The organism is Methanobrevibacter sp. (assembly GCF_045220775.1).
Lineage (GTDB): Archaea > Methanobacteriota > Methanobacteria > Methanobacteriales > Methanobacteriaceae > Methanocatella.
This window is the reverse complement of sequence record NZ_JBGUWC010000012.1, coordinates 1-20,752: the sequence shown is the minus strand read 5'-3', so window position 1 is coordinate 20,752 and position 20,752 is coordinate 1. Positions and strand designations below refer to the sequence as shown.

The following is a 20,752-nucleotide window of genomic DNA, read 5'->3' as shown; positions in this document are numbered from 1 at the left end:
TTTATTATATTATTTATTATATATTTTATTATTTATTTTATATAAACTTTTATTATATTTCGTTTCCGCTTTCAGATGAAATTCTCTCACCTACCGGCTGTTCCTCCTCAAAGTTAGACAAGTAGTTCTTATAGATTTCATCACCCTCAGAGGACAGTTCCATAATGTATCGGAGCACATCATCCCTTGAATAGCTGAAATAAATATTCAATGTTTCGTCAATACCCATCAGTTCCAATTGCATATTCAATAGCTGATTGCAATACTTTAACACCCATTTCTGATCATTTGCCACATTGACGATAAAACCGGTAATGGCTGAGTCGTTAATGTATTCTGCAACGTTCTGGTTTGACCTTTCGTTACCTGCCTGAGACTGAGGAGTAACGAAAGTTCTCAAAATATTGTTCCTGAAGATTTCAGTTTGTCTTGTATAGTCTGACTGGTAGTTGTTACCACCCAATATTTTTGATTCTATTCCCGGAGGAACAATAGCTACATTACTGTTAGCAGTTGTGCCATAATCTGCATAAAGATTCTCTTTAGCGGTTGATGACAGCTCAGTTATTATAGGCTGGCCGTTAGAATCAAGTGAAGGCTTGACTTCAATGATGTTGTCCTTGTTGATACGTTCAACCTGATTTCTCTCCAGGTTGCATTTGTGGTAAATGTCATCAAGACAATTTAGGATAATGCTTTGGGCTTCCGAGTAGATTTCATTGTACATGAAGTTAATGACCTCATTAGCCTCATACTTGACCGTTAATGTTCCTTCCTCAACACTGACATAGTTGTTAAAGTCTTCGGGAGATCCGTTAACGATATCTTTCGGCATTTCATGAAGGTACAGCTGCACTTCATTATCATCATTGAATTCCTTTTTCAATCCGTAACCGTGTGCACCTATTTCTAAAAAGATAGGTTTAATATATTTGCCTATGGATTTATCCCAGCGCTGCACCGGTTTGATTAGTCCTTCACCATCAACCATTCCACCCTGCAGGATTTCCTTAGCCACCTGACGGATGTCAATTTTTCTGGCCCAAAGAATTAATGTTAATTTTTGCTCCTGAGACAGCTTGTTTTCCTTATCCACAAGAACGATATTAACATTTGCCTTATCAATTCTGTTTTTCAAAATTCCTGAAGTATAACCATCAAGCTTTACAGCATATCGTGCATTGGCTATTGTTTTGTTGATTACCGGCGGAAGTGCATCGACAAGATCAAGGCCAGTGTTTATTCCATCAGTTCTAGGCTGTCTTTCATCCTCACCCCAATAGCTGCGCTTGGTGTTGTACTGCTCCACACGATTATTCAATAATCTTGTTTTGATGTAATCAGTAATTCCCATAACAATCATTTCCAAATATTTTATTATATTATTTATTATATTTTTTATATAAAATAAGTAATAAATGTATCTTTGAAGTTAGAAATATTTTGAAAAAAAAGTTTTTTATACCATAAGCAACAGATAAAAATTCTAGAGAGAGTAAGTATGAGATATTTCTAATTCTATTCGTAAATTATAATATTAATATTCTATTTTTTAAGGTTTATAAAGTTGTTTTTTTTAAATACTTTTAAATATAATTTTTTTACTAATAATTAATCATGAAAAAAGCTGTTGTATTTGATAACTCTGGAACATTAATAGAAAGATTTAGGGTCATAAAAGATGTTATTAATGGCAATATATTCACAGACATCAACTCCCTGGATTTGATTGAAGCAGCTGATTCCCTTGCTTTGGTAGTTCTGCAATTCAATACAAATAAACTTCAGGAATTAGATCCAAACACTTTAATTTCAGACGTTATTAAAGAGTATAACATTGATTTTGACATAAGCTTTTCAACCAAACAGGTCTCAAAAGCTGAAGTTAAGGATATTCTCAATTCTGAAAAACATACAAAAGTTTCAGATATTACTGACGGATTTGATATTTTAAGGGAAAAGATTCCCCATATGGAATTGTGCAACGGATCTGCTTTAATTGTGGATATGGATTTGGGTGTAGTTGCATACACAATTACATCAGCAGGTAAATTCTTCCCTAAAGTATTTGAAACTGTTGAAATATTAAAATCACGAGGAATTGAAATTTTTATAGCATCAGGCGATAGGAAAGGTGCAATCAATAGATTGGCCAATATGCTTGATGTTCCTGAAGACAATGCTTATGGAACCGTTTCTACAAGAGGAAAATGCGAAGTTGTTTCCATTTTAAAGGAAGGCGGCTATAAGGTCATGATGGTTGGAGATGGATTAAATGACATATTAGCATTCAAAAAAGCCGATATCAGTGTTCTGACAATTGAACAGCAGGAAGAGGTATCTCCTAAAATGATGGATAAGACAGATTACATCATTGAAGACATTTTTGAAGTCACTGAAATTGACTTCTAAATTATTTTTTTTGAAGTTTTAACTTATAACTTATAACTTATAATTAATAACTTATAAAAAAATAATAAATTATAAGTTATCAATAACCTCTTTACTCTTTAGAATGTTGTCGAAGTTGTTTAATTCAATGATTGCTGTATCAATCTTCTTTAACAGGTTTAAATCAAGTGTACCTTCACCTAAGGTAATGTGCTGATCTTTAACACCATCATTATCATTTAGATGACAATAACTGATGTTTTTTAAGCTTAACATTTCTTCTAAATTGCCGCAAGTGTTCCCATGGCCGGTATCAATAGTCAAGCTGCAGCCTGTTGCCTCCTGAATCATTTCAATCTCTTCAACTGTATTTCCTAAAAATTTTCCCCTGACAGGCATATTTTCAACTGAAATTTCAACATTGGTATTGTCAATTATTTCCCCAATGCTTTCAACAGCTATTTCAAGTGCCCATTTTCTAAGGTGAGGTTCATTTCGGCCAATGATTCCTGGATGCACAGTAATTGTATTTGCATTTATTGTTTCTGCATATTGACCGCATTGAATCATCTGTTTTACACTTTCAGCCCTTATTCCTTTGTTTAAACTTGCGATGTTAATGTCCACTGTTGCTGCATGAATTCTCATATCAAGTCCGCAGTCCTTGAATTCCATATTGTCTTTTTCAAAGAACGGGCCTTCACCAAGAATCTCTATTATTTCAAATCCGTGTTTTTTAGCTAAATTGATGATGTCATTGTTGGGTTGCATGAATAAAGCCAGTGTTGTAAAACCTAATTTCATGTTTATATATTAGGATGCTTAATATAATAAATGTTTATATATATCAAATTTTGACATATGGTGAAATATGACTGATGAAATGACTTTTGATGGAGATGAAAAAAAGATTTTAAAGCATTTTTTCAATGGTTTAACTCGAAATCTGATTCTATGGATTATTTCAAAAGAAAAAATTCATGGTTATGGAATCATGAAAAAATTAGATGAGTTTTTTGATTTTGATAATGTTAACTGTGAAATAAAAAACACATCCAGCAAAGTTTATCCGATTTTGAGAAAAATGGAAGATAAAGGGTTAATCATTGGAGAATGGCAAATTAATGAAAACAACAAAAGGGTGAAATATTATACCATAACGGATGAGGGATTGTTAATATTGGATAATATTCGTGGTGTGATGAATTATATAGTGAATAATCCTTCTTGGTTGATGTTTTACAAAGACATGGCAGGAGTTGAAATTAACAATGAAAAACGCGATAGAAACGAAAAATCTGACTAAAATTTACAATAATAATTTTACTGCCGTCAATTCTCTTAACTTGGAGATTCCAAGCAAAACAATTTTTGGAATGTTGGGCCCAAATGGAGCGGGCAAAACAACCACCATTAAGATGCTCACTTGTTTGATACAGCCTACTTCTGGTCAAGCTGTCGTTGGAGGATATGATGTTCAAAAAAATCCCGATGAGGTTCGAAAGCTTTTAGGAATGGTTCCTCAGCAAGTAAGCCTGTATAAGGATTTGACAGTCATGGAAAACTCACAATTGTGTGCAGACTACTACGGTGTTCCTGTTGAAGAGAGAGATTCCAGAATTGAAGATTTGATGGAGCTTGTTGACATCAAATATGCTAAGGATAAAAGGGTGGGGCAACTTTCCGGCGGTCAAAAGCAAAAGGCGTCTCTTGTAGCCAGCCTAGTTCATAAGCCAGATATCTTGTTTTTGGATGAGCCTACCATAGGTCTTGATCCAACTACAAAGCGCACTCTGTGGGATTTGATTAGGGAGCTGAATGATGATGGCCATACTATCATTTTATGTTCTCATGATATGCATGAAGTGGATATGCTTTGTGATAATGTTGGAATCATTAATACCGGTAATTTGGTTGCATATGATACTCCTCAAGGCCTTAAGGATGCTCTCTTGGAAAGCAATAAACAGGAATTTAGCGAGGCTTTAAGTACAATTTCAAATGAAAATGAAGATTCCATGCAGGTTAATGACGATTTTAGCAATCTAAGTTTAAAAAAGATGTCAATTCTTTTGAAAGATCAGGATGAAGCTATTATTGATTCCATAAAAAGGTCTAGTGATGTTAAAAGTATTGAAATTGCCCGCAATGGTCGTATTAATTTGAGAATTGATGGTTTTGATGATATGGCTGTTCAAAATGTTTTGAATAAAATTATTTCTTCCGGAGGAATCATCAAATCAATTTATACAGAAGAGCCTTCTCTGGAAGATGTATTTATAAAATCAACTTCAAAGGTGAGTGAAGATGATAGAGCCTAAAAAATTTTTGTGGATGATTAAGAAGGAATTGATTTCCCTTAAAAGGCACCCTGCAAGATTGGTTTCCATTCTTGCATTTCCAATAATCATGATTTTACTTTTCGGTTATGGTATGGGTGGTGAAATGACAGATTTGCCGATTGTCGTTGTTTCTCAGTCTCATGGTGACTTGACTGATTTAACACTTGATACAATTAAATCAACAGAAACCTATCATGTCGTTGAAGTCATTGATGATTTGGATGAGGGAAAAGAGCGTGTTGACAATGCTGAAGTTAAGGCAGCCATAATTCTCCCATCGGATTATGATGACGATTCCTCTCATCAGAAGGGAGTGACCCTTTACCTTGATTCTTCCGATCAAATGGCGGCACAAATTCTTGAATCTTCAACTCAAGGAATATTTTATAGGCTGTCCAATATGGTTGCGGCACAGACAAGTGTGTCTACAAAAGATGCTGATATTGAACCAAGCATTTCACATTCCTTAAGCAATTTTAAGGATGACATAAGCTTGCATATAAACAGAATTTATGGAAATATTAAATACATTGACTTTTTGGTCCCGGCTATTTTAGGAATGACCATCATGATGAGCTGTATGATGGGTATGGGCGCTACTATTGCAGGAGAAAGGGAAACCGGTGAGCTTGCAAGATTATTCATGACACCTACATCTGTTTCAACGGTCATTGGCGGTAAGATTGCAGCCAAACTTCTAATCGAATTGGTCAGAGCGTTGATACTGATTTTCATGGCGGTTCTATTATTCAATGTCAGTATTAAAGGTGGATTCCTACAGACATTCATAGTTTTAGTCATTGGTGCATTGTGCTTTGTCGGTTTTGGAATCATGCTTTCGGCAAGAACACAGACTCAAGAGGATTATGCTCAAATATCACTTCCGTTTTCAATGCCTATGATGTTTGTTTCAGGAGTATTTTATCCAATTGAAACAATGCCTTGGATCTTACAAAAATTAGCTTACATTTTCCCGCTTACTTATTTGAATGATGCTATGAGGGGAGTAATGCTTAAAGGTCAAACTTTAGGAGATGTATGGTTTGATTTAGTTATTTTATTAGGATTTACTGTATTGTTCTTTATCATTGGTGTAAAACGATTTAATAGGGATGTGTAGGAGGTTATGAATATGTATAAAAAATTATTGATAGGGTTAATTATTTTTATTTTGTGTTTGTCTCCGATTGCAGCTGAAAATTGGAATTCATTTGCAGGGGATGTTAATCATAATGCTTATAGGGATGAAAGTTCGGATTTTGTAACTAATTTATGGACATTTAATATGGGGTCTCCCGTTCACTCATCTCCAGCCATTTACAAGGATCATGTTTATGTAGTTTCACAGGATGGAATTTTAAAAGCTATTGACATGGAAACAGGTGAGGAAGAATGGGATTTTGATTTGAAGTCACCAACAAATTCATCACCGATAATTCATAAGAACAGGCTGTATATTGGATGTGAAGATGGCCTTAAGGCAATCAATATCAACAACCATGACCTTGTATGGGACTATGACTGCAATAATGTAGCTTCAACTCCATTCTTCTACGACGATATTGTTTACTTTGGAAGCGATGACGGACATTTATATGGCCTTGATGATGATGGAAAGGTCACTTTCAACAAAAAGCTGGACGGCGAGCTCAAATCATCACCTATTGTAGTGGATGATACAATCTATATTGGTTCAACCAATTCCAAAATCTATTCTATAGGCACAGACAAGGAGAAAAATTGGGAATTTACAACAGGGGATGAAATATTATCCTCACCGACATATGTCAACAAAAGTGTTATTGTAGGTTCAACTGACGGCAATGTATACTGCCTTGACAAGTCAAACGGCGATTTGAAATGGAAAGTTGATTTGAACGATAAGGTAATTTCATCACCGACCCTTGATAAGCATGACAACAGCGTTTATATTGGCTCAGATGAGGGAAACATGACCTGTCTGGATGTTCGTGACGGCACCGTCAAATGGAGCCATCCTACAGGAGATAAGATTCAGTCCACTGCAGCCTTAAAAGACAATCTCGTTGTTTTCGGATCCAACAACGGCAATTTATATGTCCTGAATAAGTACACAGGTTTGGAAGAGTTTGTCTATAATCCGGGCACAATATTGTTTAACTCAGCTATTACATCTTCACCTGCAATAAATGGAAACAGCTTATTGTTTGGAGATGATTCAGGTCAAGTTTATTCCTTGAATATAGAAAAGAATGAAGGTCCTACTCCAATTCAATTTTTCTACTCCTTGGCTATTCTAATAGTTGTTGTTATTCTGGCTATTTTTGCTGTAAGAAAACTGAAAGGTAGAAAATAATTTCTACTTTTCTTATTTTTTTCAATAAATTTATTATACTTATAACTTTATATTTTAATTATTATTGGGAGTATTGCGATGACTACAGACATTGACATTTTAAAAAGTGAAAATATGAATCTTGCTGAAAAAATTTATATTTTCGACACAACATTAAGGGACGGCGAACAGACTCCAGGTGTTGCTCTGACAGTAGATGAAAAAATTCAGATTGCTCAAAAGCTTAACAATTTGGGTGTCGATAAGATTGAAGTAGGTTTTCCCGCTTCATCAAAAGGTGAAATAGAATCTGCAAAAAAAATTAAAGATAGAGATTTGGATTCTACACTTGTAGGTTTGGCCCGTTCATTAAAAAGGGACATTGATGCAGTTCTTGATGCTGATTTAGAATATATTCATACCTTTATAGGAACTTCCCCATTGCATCGCGATTATAAGCTTAAAAAGTCTAAAGAGGAAATCATACTAAGCGCTGTTGAGTCAGTAGAGTATGCCAAAGACCATGGCCTGACAGTTGAGTTTTCAGCAGAGGATGCAACAAGAACCGAAAGGGAGTATCTCTTTGAAATATTCAATGAGGTTGCCGGTGCCGGAGCCGACTTTTTGGATGTTCCGGACACTGTCGGCATATTGACGCCAATAATGACTCGTGAATTAATCACTGACATTAAGAACAATTTCAAAATCCCTATAAGCGTTCATTTCCACAACGATTTCGGGCTGGCTACTGCAAACACATTGACAGCTATTGAATGCGGGGCAAATCAGGCTCATGTCACTGTCAACGGTTTGGGTGAAAGGACAGGTAACTGTTCCCTTGAAGAGCTTGTCATGACTCTTAAAACTGCTTATGGTGTTGATTTGGGCCTTGATACTACAAGGCTATACAGTCTTTCAAACCTGGTTGGACGTCTGACAGGGGTAAAGATGCCTGTAAATAAGCCGATTGTCGGTGATAATGCATTTGCTCACGAATCAGGTATTCATGTTCATGGAATATTGAACAACGCTTCAACCTATGAGCCGATGTCTCCTGAAATGGTAGGACATTCCAGACGCATAGTTTTAGGAAAGCACACAGGAGCCAACGCCTTGAAATCCAAACTTAAGGATTATCACATTGATTTGAATGATGAACAATTCTGCAAGGTTTTCGATGAAATCAAGTCATTGGGTGACAGCGGCAAGTGTGTCACTGATGATGATTTGGTAGCTATTGCGATTACCGAGCTTGCCTCTGCCCGTGAAACTCCTATTGAGATTAAGGGAATGAGCATTTCCATGGGAGCTAACGTTTCACCTACCGCTACTGTAAAGCTGGCAATCGACGGTGTTGAAAAGGAGACTGCAAGCACTGGTGTCGGACCTGTCGATGCTGCATTGAAGGCTATCGGCACCTTGATTCAGGACACCCTTAACATTGAGCTTGAGGAATATAATCTGGAAGCTATCAACGGAGGTACTGACGCTTTGGCTGACGTATTCGTAATCTGTTCAGACCCTGAAGGCAACAAATCCACAGGAAGATCAATCAATCAGGACATTGTGATGGCAAGTATATTGGCCGTTTTAGATTCCATCAACAAATTATTAATAATCAAAAGGTCAATTTAATTAATTTTTTAATTTTTTTCATTTTTTTTATAATTTTTTTATTAATTTTGCTTATATAGGGCTTTTGTTCAAAAAATTATTTTTTTATTTATATACAATTTGTATAATATTCATTAATTTCTATTTATTGTTTAATATTATTGATTTCATAATGTAAAATTTTATATACATCAATCACAAATATTTATATGGTGAATTAAATATGGAGAATAATACAATTTTTGTTGGAAGTAAACCTGTAATGAATTATGTTTTAGCAGTAGTTACCCAGTTTAATGAAGGTTCTGATAGTGTTGTTCTTCGTGCAAGAGGAAAAGCTATTAGCCGTGCGGTAGATGCTGCCGAAATCGTAAGAAATAGGTTTGTTCCTGATTCCGATGTTACAGACATTCAAATTTCTACTGAAGAAATTGAAAACTATAACAACGAAAAAACAAATGTATCTATTATAGAAATTTTAATTGAAAAGAGTGCTTAAACTCTTTTTAATCAAATTTTTTCAAAAAATTTTTCTCAAACAAGTATTTTGAAAGCAGAATATTATTAGTTCCTTTTCCTTGGGCTTTCACATTGCCTTTTTTTATTGCCTTCAATACGCTGTCGATATCTTTTTCGCAGTCAATCATGCTGTAGCAATCGCCGACAAATTTCCAGTAGTGGGCATCGCTTGCACCCAGTCCAGGCAGATTTTCCTTTTCCGATAGCTTTTTTGCTTTGTGGTTGCAGTATCCTACTATGAATCTGGCATTTTTTGTTTCGATTGCATCGATTTTCAAATCCTTATAGTCGCTTTTGCATAAGAGGCCATGCCTGTAAAAGCAGTACGGATGTGGTATGATTGCAAGCCCTCCCAAATCATGAATTCTGTCAATCGTATCCTGAGGCGATAGGTCACGAGGTATGTTTTCCTCACACCCAAAACCAAGAATATGGCCTTGCGTGGAAGAAATCTCTATGGATGGAATTGCCAATATATCTGTGTTTCTTGTTTTTTGCAATACTTCGCCGGTTCCGTCTACCGTATTGTGGTCGCTGATTGCAATTATGTCGAGATCTCTTTTTTGTGCAGTCTTTAGAATATCATCGATTCTTGAATTTGAGTCTGGAGAATATTCGCTGTGAATGTGAGAATCCATCTTAAGCATTGTAATCTATCCCAATATTGTTTTAATCAGGCCGATTGTGCCGGTCATCATAACGTCCCCTCCCGGAGCTGCATGATGCCAGTCAAGATTTGTCTTTTCTATCAGTTCCCTTTTAGGTCCGCTGACGATTACCTTTTCTATCTTTGAGATAGGATTCAATACATGAGCGCCATGTCCGAAGTCTTCATGGACCTCTTCGTGTGTTATTTCGCCTGATGCAAGCCTTTTGATGTATCTTTCAAGGGATTCGCCGGTCAAGCTTGAGGTGTGATGTTCAAACACGCCCTGAATCTTTCCGTCTTCTATTGATGCTGCGGTGGTATGGCCGTTTCCGATGTCAATAACGACAAAGCTGTCCAGTTTCATTGCCACTTCATCATAGCACATTCCGGCTATTGAAGCGAATTTTGTATCCATTACCAGCGGCGGCTCTTCAATACCTTCGCCCTTGACTTGCCTTCTTACGGCCTGCATCCTAGTGAAGTATTCGGGAACTTCCCCTTTGAAGCCGAATTCCAATGGGGAAATCGGTTCGGATACCTTTTCCCTGATCTTTTCAAACCTGAAGTCCCTGTCGCCCATGTTTTCGTTATAGCCGTGGTCCTGAACCGCAACGGCAATCTTGTCGATGTCGAACTCCAAATCATATCCCAACAGAAATTCGGACAGTTTTGTGATGTTGATGTCGCCCATTGTTATTTTTGTGTAATCTTTATAATCTTTGGACTCGTCAGCTATTTCGATTCCAATTGCCTTTACCTGTTCTATATCGTCACGTATTGTTTTTGCACAAAGGGGCTCCATCACGACTTTGTATCCCTTTTCCATATGTTCAAGGATGCTTCTTTTGATCTTTCCTCCGCCCATTATTTCTCCTTTGAAGTAGATGTCATTTTCGATTTCCCTCATTTGCTGGGAGATGTATAGGTGCGGAGACGGCAAAACCAATTTGATTGAGTTTTCCAGTTCCTTTTCAGTATCGTAAATCATTATATCCTGGGTTCCTGTTCCCACGTCAATCGCTAATATTCTCATGATTTTAAATTGTTTTTTATGATATTAATAATTAAAGTGTACATTTTTGTACTACAAAGCTTTAAATAGTACATTATACTACCTATTATTATGACTTATAAAATTGAATTATCATCAGATGAAGTGCCAAAGCAATGGTACAATATGCTAGCGGATTTGCCTTCAGAGCTTCCGGCTCCTAAGAACAGTGAAGGAAAGGACCAAATCTCAGCATTACAACTCGCGTTTACAAAATCTGCTTTAGAACAGGAATTTGCCAGTGACCGCTATATAAAAATTCCTGATGAGGTTAGAGACTTATATATGGAAATCGGCAGGCCAACCCCTCTTGTCAGGGCCAACAAGCTTGAAGAGTATCTTAATACTCCCGCAAAAATCTACTTCAAAAGGGAGGATACCTCTCCAACCGGTTCCCATAAGTTGAATTCCGCTATTCCTCAAGCATATTTTGCTAAAAAAGAAGGCGTCGAAAGATTGACTACCGAAACAGGTGCAGGCCAATGGGGTACCGCACTGTCTCTTGCATGTAACATGCTTGACTTGGAATGTACCGTTTACATGGTAAAGGTTTCATTTAACCAAAAGCCTGACAGGAAAAACATCATGAACATTTACAACGGTAACGTTTATGCTTCCCCTAGCGAAAACACCAAGGTCGGCCGTGAGGTCTTGGCTGATAACCCTGACCACCCGGGTTCCTTAGGTGTAGCCATTTCAGAAGCCATGGAAGAGGCATTGGAAAACGATGAAGTTAAATATTCCTTAGGAAGCGTTTTAAACCATGTAATGTTGCATCAGACAGTCATAGGTCAGGAATTGAAAACCCAATTGGAAATTGCTGAAGAGACTCCGGACGTGATGATTGCATGTGCCGGCGGTGGAAGCAACCTCGCAGGATCCTTATTCCCTTTCATTAAAGATAAGATCGATGGAAACTCTGAAACCCAATTCATTGCAGTCGAGCCTACAGCATGTCCAACACTTACCGAAGGAAGCTATGACTATGACTTTGGCGATTCCAACGGATTTACACCGATGCTCAAGATGTTCACCCTTGGCCATGACTTTGTGGCACCGTCCGTACATGCAGGCGGTTTGAGATACCATGGAATGTCCCCTATCGTTTCCCTTTTAACTAAAGAAGGCTACATCGAACCTAAGGCGGTTCACCAAAGGGACTGTTTCGAGGCTGGAATTACCTTTGCCCGTTGTCAAGGCGTCTTGCCGGCTCCTGAAACCACTCACGCCATCAGGGCCACAATAGATGAGGCCTTGAAATGCAAAGAAACCGGAGAGGAAAAAACAATTGTCATGAACTTCTCTGGACATGGAATGTTGGATTTGAAAGGATATGCTAGCTATTTTGCAGGAACCATGCAAAATGCTAAATAATTTCCTTCTTTTATTTTTTTAATTTTTTGTCACTTATAACTTATAACTTATTATTTTTTCATTATTTCTTATAACTTATAACTATTAACTTATTTGTGAAAACAAATACTTTATAAGAGAGAAGTTATAAAATATAACTTATTTGTTAAAAGTTAGTTATGATAAGTTATTTCTTAAAACTTATTTTTTATAACTTAGACGTTTTAACTTAAAACTTAATTCCTATCCCTTAGAAGTTAAAACTGATAAGTTATTTCCTTTAAGTTTTAATTTAAAAGATTTAACTTAATCCTTTTAACTTATACTGGATAACTTAAAAGTTATTCTTTAAAACCTTTAAATTTTAAGTTATAATTCATAACTGATAACTTAAAACTTATCAGATAAAGGAGAATTCTTTAAATGAGTGAAGTAATTGCCGTGATGAATCAAAAAGGGGGCTGTGGAAAGACAACTACCGTTGTCAATACTGCAACATCCCTAGCAGTAATGGGAAAATCTGTTTTGGTCGTTGACATGGATCCCCAAGCTAATGCCACAACTAGTTTCGGGATTGATAAAACCAAGATAGAAAATACAATCTATGATGCTATCATAGGGGATATTAATGTTAAAAAAGCAACAATTCCTACGTTTATTAAAAATTTATTTATTATCCCAAGTAATATATCCCTAAGTGGTGCAGGTATGGAGCTTTCCAGACGTGAAAATTATCATATTATCCTTAAGGAAACTCTAAAAGATGTTGTACCATTATTTGATTACATATTCATCGATTTACCTCCTTCATTAGGGGTCATAACAGTCAATGCATTAGTAGCTTCCGATAGCGTATTGATACCTATCCAAGCTGAGTATTATGCCCTGGAAGGAGTAGCTGATTTAATTAATACAATAAAATTAGTTGAAAAAAGACTTAGAAGTCCCACTCCAATAAAAGGAATTCTCCTTACTCTATTTGATAAAAGGACTAGACTTAGTAGGGATGTTCACAGAGAACTTAAAACTTATTTTGGTGAAACCAATTTATTATTTAAAACAGTAATTCCAAGAAACATTAGGTTGGCCGAAGCTCCTAGTTTTGGAAAACCATGTTTGATTTATGATCCGGATAGTACTGGTACAAAAGCTTATTTAAAGTTAGCTAAAGAAATTATTCAAAGAGATGAAAATGTTCAATTGAATGCTGCTAAAAATAACATTGATAAAAAGGGTAAAAGCCAATTTAAAATGGTTAAAAGAAATTTAGAAGGAGTATGGGGGTAAATAATGGCTAGAAAAGGTCTTGGAAAAGGATTGGATTCGTTAATTCCTGATTTTTATAATGAAGATTTTGATAGTAATTCCACTCAATCTCTCGAAGATTTATTAAATGAAAAAGAAGATACTCTTAATAATGTTGAAGAATCTAGTGATGATGAACAAATTGAACAAGAAAATATATTTGAAAAATTAGAGGAAGAAAATGATCAAGAAACTAATCTTAACACCAGTTCAGACAGTGAAGAAGTACAAGTGGATAAGGGCGAATCCGAAGACTTACATAGCGATGAAGGTACTGGAGAAGGGTTACAAACATTACCAGAAATCAAAATCCAGGAAGCGCATATAGCTGAAGTCAAAGAAATCGTTGACAAAAATCCAAGAATCACGTTATGGTCGTCACGTTCTTCAGCGGTGTTTAGATATTTAAGAAAAACCGAACCTGAATTTAGTATTTCAAAGGAAGCATCTCTTTTAATTGAAGAAGCGGTTGCTAAAAAATACCCTGAAATATGGGCATTGTTTGATGATTACTAAATTTTTTTAATATATTTACACTTGAAATTGTAGACAGTATATTTAACAAATAATATATTGTATACAAAAATTTTCTATTATTATGCTTGTTTTTAACTCAATTTTAATTAAATATAATTCATTTATTTAGCAAATAATTTGTCAAAAAAATCTAAAAATCAAAAGTGGTTTGATATTCGCCACTTATTTTGATATATGGTTCGGCTCTATCGACTACAACCCCTAATTTTTTGAGTTGTTCCTTATTGGAGAATGGCATTTTTTTCCTAATAGAAATTATTTTACGAGCGGATTTCACACCAATTCCAGGTACTCTTATAAGTTCTACAAATGGTGCGCTGTTTATTTCCACAGGAAATATATCCATGTTTTTCGCAGCCAAAATCTTCGGATCTTGAGTTAGTGACAACTTATCGTTTTCATCGAATACCAATTCCTTAACGCTAAAATGATAATCATTGAGCAGACTGTCGGCATTATACAATTTTGATGTCCTATCTGTTGAACAAGCTTCCTTATTTGAAAATTCTGTTTCTTCGATTGGGGTGAATGCTGAGAAATATGTCCTTTTCAAATCTGATTTTTTGTAGATTTTTTCCATTCTACTTAGTATTTCCTTGTCGCTTTCATCATTTGCACCGACAATTAATTGTGTTGTATGGGTAGAATTTGGATATGTTGTACTTTTATTCTGTAGACTGTTAATCCAAGAGAGCCTTTTCAATATGTCCTTGTTGTAATCCTTTGTAGATGTCAGTTCAGCAAGCCCGGACGGTGTTGCAGCCTCAATATTGATGCTAACCCTATTGGCTAGTGCCATTGCCCTTTTAATGGAGTCTTTGCTCGCTCCAGGCACGACTTTTAGATGGATGTAGTCATCATAACCGTACTTGTTTCTCAGCAGATGCACTGTTTCTATCTGCTTTTCCATTGTAGAATCCACATCGCCTGAAATGCCTGAACTCAAAAATAGTCCGTTGACCAAACCTCTGTTGTAGTATCCAAGAAATGCCTTTGCAAGATCTTCAGGTGACAGTTCTAATCTTGTGAAATCTCTTTTTGATTGGTTGATGCAGTATTTGCAATCGTTTTTGCACTTGTTTGTCAATAATGTTTTGAAAAGAGGGACCTTACACCCATTATGGCCTATTGCTTCATAAATGCCAGGCAGGTTCACTTGGGAACTTTTGTTGTGGCTAACATAATCACATAGGTCATACTGTGCCGAATCCGTTAAGATTTTCATCTTTTCCAGGGTACTCATAACGATAAACATGTTTGTTTGTTCAATTATATAATTGTTTGTTTAGTATAGAACAAATAAGGTAAAATTAACTTAACAAACAAATAATAAACTTTATATTATATGAAAATATTATATTTATTTGCATATATGTTTGGATTATAGCAGATATAATTAGAGCATGTATGTTAATGAAAAATTTGTTAAAAAATAGTATTAAATATTTGAAAAAAAAACGGAATTAGATAGATTTCTAACAAAATTAGTTAACTATCGAAAAGGCTTACAACCAATGCCTTAACCATTCATTGTAATGGTTCAGTTCAAGGAAATATACCTTGTTAAAAAAGATCAACCATGCTTTCTATTTAATTCAGGTCCAAGTATAATTAAATAGGAACAATAATCTGATTTAACCTAACAAGGTTCAATCATAATAAATATTATTAAATAACTATTTGCTATATTTCGGTATAGTACTGGCTTTTATAGTCAGATCAGTTATTTTTAATCAATTCATTTGGTTTCTACATGGTTGATGATAGTTATTTAATGCTTATTTATTATTCTACTTTTTTTAATCAACTTCTAAAATTTTTTTATCTGTTTTTAGATGTAAAATAAATTTTCCATAGTAATATAAAGCTTTCAGGACGTAATATAAAGATTTATATATGTCGAAAATCAACATATTTATTGATGCTTTAGAGTACTCATTTAAGTATTTTTTAGTATCGTTTCCGTAAATTTTTTCTATTGTATTTGATGTTATAAAAAGGCAAAGAGTTTTCATTAGTTTTATAATTAAAACAATGGTGCTAATTTTAGTATTTATTGTATTTAATTTCGCAAATTTTTTCTATATTTACTTATTATTAAACGGCAAAAAGTTTTCATTAGATTAAAGTTAAACAGTATTAATTGTTTAAAAAAGGAGAATGCTATGCGTTTTAAGCGATGTATTTTTTTAACTTTAATGCTATTTTTAACGATATTTTCGATTTCATTTGTGGCGGCAAGTGAAAATGTAACATACGATCAAAACACTGGCGAACTTAATACTCTATCGATGTCTGATGTAAGTCCAATCGAGGGAACTTCAAACACTTTGGCTGTGGATTCTATAGATGAAGCAAGCGACAATTCATTGGGTACGGCCAGTGAAGATGAAATTGAAATTGATGATAGTAATAATAATGAAAATAAATTATTGCGTTCTAGTAATAATGTAGAAATTGATGATGATAAAGTACTTGACGCTGGGGAAGACTTAGAAGTTCTTGGTGCAAGTAATGATTTAAAAATAGATGATAATGGTTTAATACTTCTTGGTGCTGAGAACGGTTTAGAAGTTCTTGGTGCTAGTAATGATGAGCCTGTGCTGGGCGCTAATATAGACGTGTGGAATCAGTATGGTCATAGTACGCAAGATGTAATGAATGCAATCCAAAATGCTCGCCCTGGAGATGTACTCTATCTTGGCGGTCACACCTATAGTGGTTCAGGTACTATAACTGCCGGTCGAAATCAAAATCTGACTATTCAGAATATTAGGATTGTTGGAGGAAGCTATGATGGTGATCCTCAAATGGCTTCAGTTGGTTCAATGACCTTCACTGGTACTCAAACCCAGGATGGACATTATACTATTAGTTCTGGTTATAATTTTGTGGACGTTACTTTTGAAAACTTAAGGGCTCCTAATGGGAGAATGTTTAGTTTCAACAGTGGGTCTTTGACAAATGTTGTTTTTAATAATCTTGAGTCCCGTGAGCACCTTTTTTTCATATATGGATGTCACGAGAGCAATTCTGATGACCATGGTAATCCAGTAGTTCTAACTAACTGTAATTTTACCAACTGTAAACAAACTTATACCGGTGGCGGTAATCATCAAATGGGAGACGGTTCCGGTCAGTTAGGTGTACTCTTCGGTGCTAAACTTGTTGGATGTAACTTTATTAATACAAGCTCTGCTAATCACGGTGGTGCTTTCTGTATTTCAGACGAATATCAAGGTGGTGGCGGACGCGTTGCAAGTAGTTTAACTGATTGTAATTTTATCAATGTTACTTCTCGATGGTTCGCAGTTTATATACATGGAAATTACACCGGTGAAAGCAGTCACCAAGGGGATTCTTATATTACAGAATCTCAAGTGCTTGATAACTGTAAGTTTATTAATTGTACATCATCAGGCGAATATGGTGGTGCACTTGGAATAAGCCACAACGATGTAATTATAAGAAACTGTGAATTCACCAACAACACCGGTGGAGAAGGTGCCGCTATTATGGTTGGTGGAATCTTGTATAAGCATGATGCTTTCTGGGGTTATAATATTGAAGGGAATAATATGACCATTGAAAATTGTACCTTTACAAATAATCATGCAAGAATTGATGGTCAAACAGGTACTTATACCGATGCTGGCCCTGACCCTTCTGAACCTACAGGTAATGCAGGTGCTGTTTTTGTGTATGGTAATAATACCAAAATCATAAATACAGTCTTTGAGAACAATACTGCTGCAAATAATGGTGCTGCTATTTACATTCATGGTTCAGGCACTATTGTTGAAAATTCAACCTTAACTGGTAACTCTGCAGTCAATGGTACAGTATACATCGAAGGTTCAAATACAAAAATTACCAATTCAAACTTTTTCAATAACACTGCTGAAAATGGTGCAGGTGCTTATGTAGAAGGTGCAAATACTCAGATTACTGATTCAGAAGCTAGCTATAACACTGCAGTATGTAATGGTGATCCTGAACATTCAGGTTTAGGTGCCGGATTCCATATTATTGGTGATAATGCTGTATTTAGTAATATTACTTCAAAAAATAACACTGCTGATTCAGAGGGTGGTTCAATATATGTTGTTGGTGAACGCACTCTTGTTGAAGACAGTTTATTTGCATACAATACCGCTCCAGTGGGTGGTGCTATGTCCATTGATGGAAGTGATGCAAAATTCTTCAATAACACTATCATAAACAACACAGCTGTTCCTAATGAGGTAAGAGATACTGACAATTCAGGTGGTGCAATATATATTTCCGGTGACAGAACAAATTTCACCAGCAATAATATTTCAAACAACTTTGCTAAGGATAATGGTGGAGCTTTATATGTCGATGGTACAAATACATATTTCGATGACATATACGCTGACAATAACAATGCTTTAAACGGTGGATTTGCTCAACTCTTAGGAGCTAACAATTTAATTGTTCAAAACTCTACTTTCACTAATAACCATGCTACTGGTGATAGTCTTGAGGACAATATAGGTGAAGGGGGAGCTTTCCATATATCCGACTCTCAAAATGCGAATATTCAAGGTTATTTCGTAAATAACACAGCTATCAACGGTTCTGCTATTTATGTAGAAAATTCATCCTTGCATATTGAAGATTCAGATTTCTTTGACAATCAGGCTGCAACTCATATGTTAGATATTTATCCTCCGGATAAAACCAAATTTGAGCCTGGTGATGAAATGATCATTACCATCAGTCATATTGGAGGAGACAATATTGCTAATGCTATTCATGACCATGCACGAAGCAGTAATATTACAGTAAATAATATTTCCTATCTGTTCTATCATAATGGTACAGAATATATTAAGACAACCCCTGATGATCATGATGTGGTTCCTGTTTACGGATGGGAAAACAGTAACGACGGGGAAGACTTATATGAAGATGATAAGGAAAACAACCAAGTAATTTATTACACTGTTAGAAATACTCTCACAGGCGAAATTCTTAATGAAAGTTTTATAAGAACTGACATTGACGGTACAATTAAGCTTAACTTAACAGGATTGGCTGTTGGATTCTATGAAGTTATCGGAACTTATCTTGAAACTCCATATTATACTGCAGCATATAACTTCACTGCACTATTTGGTGTTGAAGGATTAAATCTAACAATTAATAAAACTGTTGATCAAAGCCCTGTTTATGTCAATGATACTGTTGTATTTACTATTAATGTAACCAATAATGGTCCTTTCAATGCTACTGATGTAATAATTAAGGATATTGTTCCTTCTCAATTCAGAGTAACTGATTCTAATGATACCGCTTACAATAGGGACTCTGGTATTTTAGTCATTGATCAGTTGAATGTTGGCGATTCTTACGCATTCACTATCACTGCTGTTGCTTTAGAGGTTGGTACTTGGACCAATGTTGCAAATGCTACATGTAATGAAAATGATACTGTTGTAGAGGATAACGCAACAGTTGTCGTTGTGCAACTTCCGCCTCCTGAAAAATTAGTTAATAATACTAGGCCGTTCCGTTATGAGAACGTTACTTATAATTTAACTGTTATTAATAATGTGGACCGTAATTTTACTAAGGATCTTACAGTTATTGATGATTTACCTGATGGTGTAGATTATCTTGAAACTATTGAAGTAATAAATGCTAAAGTGGTTGCAAATGCTACTTTAAGCAATAATAATAAGACTATTACATGGGTGATTACTGATATTCCAGCTAATTCAATTGCTGTTATAATGGTTAGAGCCCGCGCAAATGCTTTCGGTACTCAAGTTAACAATGAAACTATTCTTTATCCTGATGGTCATAATCAGACCGTAAATTGTACTATTGAAGTACAAGGTGTTGATTTATCTGTTAATAAATCTGTTGATAGATATGTTCATTTCGTTAATGACACTGTTGTTTGGACAATTAAAGTGTCAAATGCCCGTAATGGTACTACTGCTACTAATATTAGATTGAATGATACTTTACCTGCTGAGTTTACTTATTTAAGTTCTAATGTTACTAAAGGTACTTTTGATTCTAATACTTTTGTTTGGACTATTGAATCCATGGATGTTGGTGATGAGGAAACTTTAACTATTGTTACTCGTGCAACAGCTACTGGTAATTTCACTAATGAGGCTAATGTTACTTGTGATGAGCCTGAATGGGATTATGATAACAACTATGATAATGCTACTGTGACTATTTCATTGCTCCCACCTCCATTTAAGGTGGTTAATGAGACTAAACCGTTCCGTTATGAGGAAGTTCTCTATAATTTAACTGTTACTAATATTGGGGAAGATGTCTTTGATCAGAATTTGACTGTTATTGATAGTTTGCCTTCTGGTGTGGAGTATATTGATACTGTTGGTCATGTCAATGCTGATATGGTTCAAAATGCTACTTTAAGTAATAATAATAAGACTATTACTTGGGTGATTACTAATATTCCTAAAGGTGCTACTGCTGTTATTATTGTTAGGGCTCGTGCTACTGAGTTTGGTACTCAAGTGAATAATGAGACTATTATTTATCCTGATGGTCATAATGCTACTGTTAATTGTACTATTGAGGTGCAAGGTGTGGATTTAGCTGTTGTTAAATCTGTTGATAAGGAAGTTCATTTCGTTAATGATACTGTTGTTTGGACTATTAGGTTG

The 20,752-nt window shown here is 35.3% G+C and carries 15 protein-coding genes and 1 pseudogene; 11 read left to right on the top strand and 5 right to left on the bottom strand.

What is annotated here, in order from left to right; translation table 11 throughout:
• Positions 1 to 52 precede the first annotated feature (52 nt).
• Positions 53 to 1,354: a hypothetical protein gene (locus ACJROP_RS00520; protein WP_406533566.1), complete on the bottom strand. Its 1,302-nt coding sequence runs from the start codon at positions 1,352 to 1,354 to the stop codon at positions 53 to 55.
• 263 nt (positions 1,355 to 1,617) lie between these two features.
• Between ACJROP_RS00520 and ACJROP_RS00515 the strand changes: the two genes are divergently transcribed.
• Positions 1,618 to 2,412: an HAD family hydrolase gene (locus ACJROP_RS00515; RefSeq protein ID WP_406533565.1), complete on the top strand. Its 795-nt coding sequence runs from the start codon at positions 1,618 to 1,620 to the stop codon at positions 2,410 to 2,412.
• Positions 2,413 to 2,481: 69 nt separating this feature from the next.
• On the opposite strand, the gene ACJROP_RS00510 is transcribed toward ACJROP_RS00515, so the two are convergent.
• Positions 2,482 to 3,195: a sugar phosphate isomerase/epimerase family protein gene (locus ACJROP_RS00510; RefSeq protein ID WP_406533564.1), complete on the bottom strand. Its 714-nt coding sequence runs from the start codon at positions 3,193 to 3,195 to the stop codon at positions 2,482 to 2,484.
• 67 nt (positions 3,196 to 3,262) lie between these two features.
• Here ACJROP_RS00510 and ACJROP_RS00505 point away from each other — a divergent pair, with 67 nt between their 5' ends.
• The 6 genes from ACJROP_RS00505 to albA all read left to right on the top strand — a co-directional run bounded on the left by ACJROP_RS00505 (position 3,263) and on the right by albA (position 9,160).
• The gene (locus tag ACJROP_RS00505) at positions 3,263 to 3,697 is read left to right on the top strand and encodes a PadR family transcriptional regulator (protein ID WP_406533563.1); all 435 of its coding nucleotides are present in this window, start codon (positions 3,263 to 3,265) and stop codon (positions 3,695 to 3,697) included.
• Positions 3,663 to 4,712, top strand: a complete 1,050-nt coding sequence (locus ACJROP_RS00500) for an ATP-binding cassette domain-containing protein (protein ID WP_406533562.1) — start codon at positions 3,663 to 3,665, stop codon at positions 4,710 to 4,712. Before ACJROP_RS00505 ends, ACJROP_RS00500 begins: the two co-directional genes overlap by 35 nt.
• Positions 4,699 to 5,853, top strand: a complete 1,155-nt coding sequence (locus tag ACJROP_RS00495) for an ABC transporter permease (RefSeq protein ID WP_406533561.1) — start codon at positions 4,699 to 4,701, stop codon at positions 5,851 to 5,853. The genes ACJROP_RS00500 and ACJROP_RS00495 overlap by 14 nt, the downstream gene beginning before the upstream one ends.
• 12 nt (positions 5,854 to 5,865) lie before the next feature.
• Positions 5,866 to 7,068, top strand: coding sequence for a PQQ-binding-like beta-propeller repeat protein (locus ACJROP_RS00490; protein WP_406533560.1), 1,203 nt, complete (start codon positions 5,866 to 5,868; stop codon positions 7,066 to 7,068).
• Positions 7,069 to 7,146: 78 nt separating this feature from the next.
• On the top strand, positions 7,147 to 8,682 hold the full coding sequence (locus ACJROP_RS00485) for a 2-isopropylmalate synthase (RefSeq protein ID WP_406533559.1): 1,536 nt from the start codon (positions 7,147 to 7,149) through the stop codon (positions 8,680 to 8,682).
• Positions 8,683 to 8,884: 202 nt separating this feature from the next.
• The gene (gene albA, locus ACJROP_RS00480; protein ID WP_406533558.1) at positions 8,885 to 9,160 is read left to right on the top strand and encodes a DNA-binding protein Alba; all 276 of its coding nucleotides are present in this window, start codon (positions 8,885 to 8,887) and stop codon (positions 9,158 to 9,160) included.
• 7 nt (positions 9,161 to 9,167) lie between these two features.
• Here the strand turns inward: albA and ACJROP_RS00475 are convergent, their stop codons facing one another.
• Both ACJROP_RS00475 and ACJROP_RS00470 read right to left on the bottom strand, forming a co-directional pair.
• Positions 9,168 to 9,827, bottom strand: a complete 660-nt coding sequence (locus ACJROP_RS00475; RefSeq protein WP_406533557.1) for a CehA/McbA family metallohydrolase — start codon at positions 9,825 to 9,827, stop codon at positions 9,168 to 9,170.
• A 6-nt stretch (positions 9,828 to 9,833) separates the two neighbouring features.
• Positions 9,834 to 10,862 carry a DUF1786 domain-containing protein gene (locus ACJROP_RS00470; protein WP_406533556.1) on the bottom strand — a complete coding sequence of 343 codons (1,029 nt, stop codon included), beginning with the start codon at positions 10,860 to 10,862 and terminating at the stop codon, positions 9,834 to 9,836.
• Between the two features lie 90 nt (positions 10,863 to 10,952).
• Here ACJROP_RS00470 and ACJROP_RS00465 point away from each other — a divergent pair, with 90 nt between their 5' ends.
• The 3 genes and pseudogenes from ACJROP_RS00465 (at position 10,953) to ACJROP_RS00455 (ending at position 14,054) form a co-directional block, all read left to right on the top strand.
• On the top strand, positions 10,953 to 12,254 hold the full coding sequence (locus ACJROP_RS00465; RefSeq protein WP_406533555.1) for a TrpB-like pyridoxal phosphate-dependent enzyme: 1,302 nt from the start codon (positions 10,953 to 10,955) through the stop codon (positions 12,252 to 12,254).
• A 402-nt stretch (positions 12,255 to 12,656) separates the two neighbouring features.
• A pseudogene (locus ACJROP_RS00460) lies at positions 12,657 to 13,421 on the top strand (ParA family protein); the annotation flags it as partial.
• Between the two features lie 102 nt (positions 13,422 to 13,523).
• Positions 13,524 to 14,054 (top strand): AAA family ATPase, encoded by a 531-nt coding sequence (locus tag ACJROP_RS00455; RefSeq protein ID WP_406533554.1) that lies wholly within the window; start codon positions 13,524 to 13,526, stop codon positions 14,052 to 14,054.
• 151 nt (positions 14,055 to 14,205) lie between these two features.
• Here the strand turns inward: ACJROP_RS00455 and ACJROP_RS00450 are convergent, their stop codons facing one another.
• Positions 14,206 to 15,318: a radical SAM protein gene (locus tag ACJROP_RS00450; protein ID WP_406533553.1), complete on the bottom strand. Its 1,113-nt coding sequence runs from the start codon at positions 15,316 to 15,318 to the stop codon at positions 14,206 to 14,208.
• A 922-nt stretch (positions 15,319 to 16,240) separates the two neighbouring features.
• Between ACJROP_RS00450 and ACJROP_RS00445 the strand changes: the two genes are divergently transcribed.
• Positions 16,241 to 20,752: right-handed parallel beta-helix repeat-containing protein (locus ACJROP_RS00445; protein WP_406533552.1), on the top strand; the 4,512-nt coding region annotated here is incomplete at its 3' end.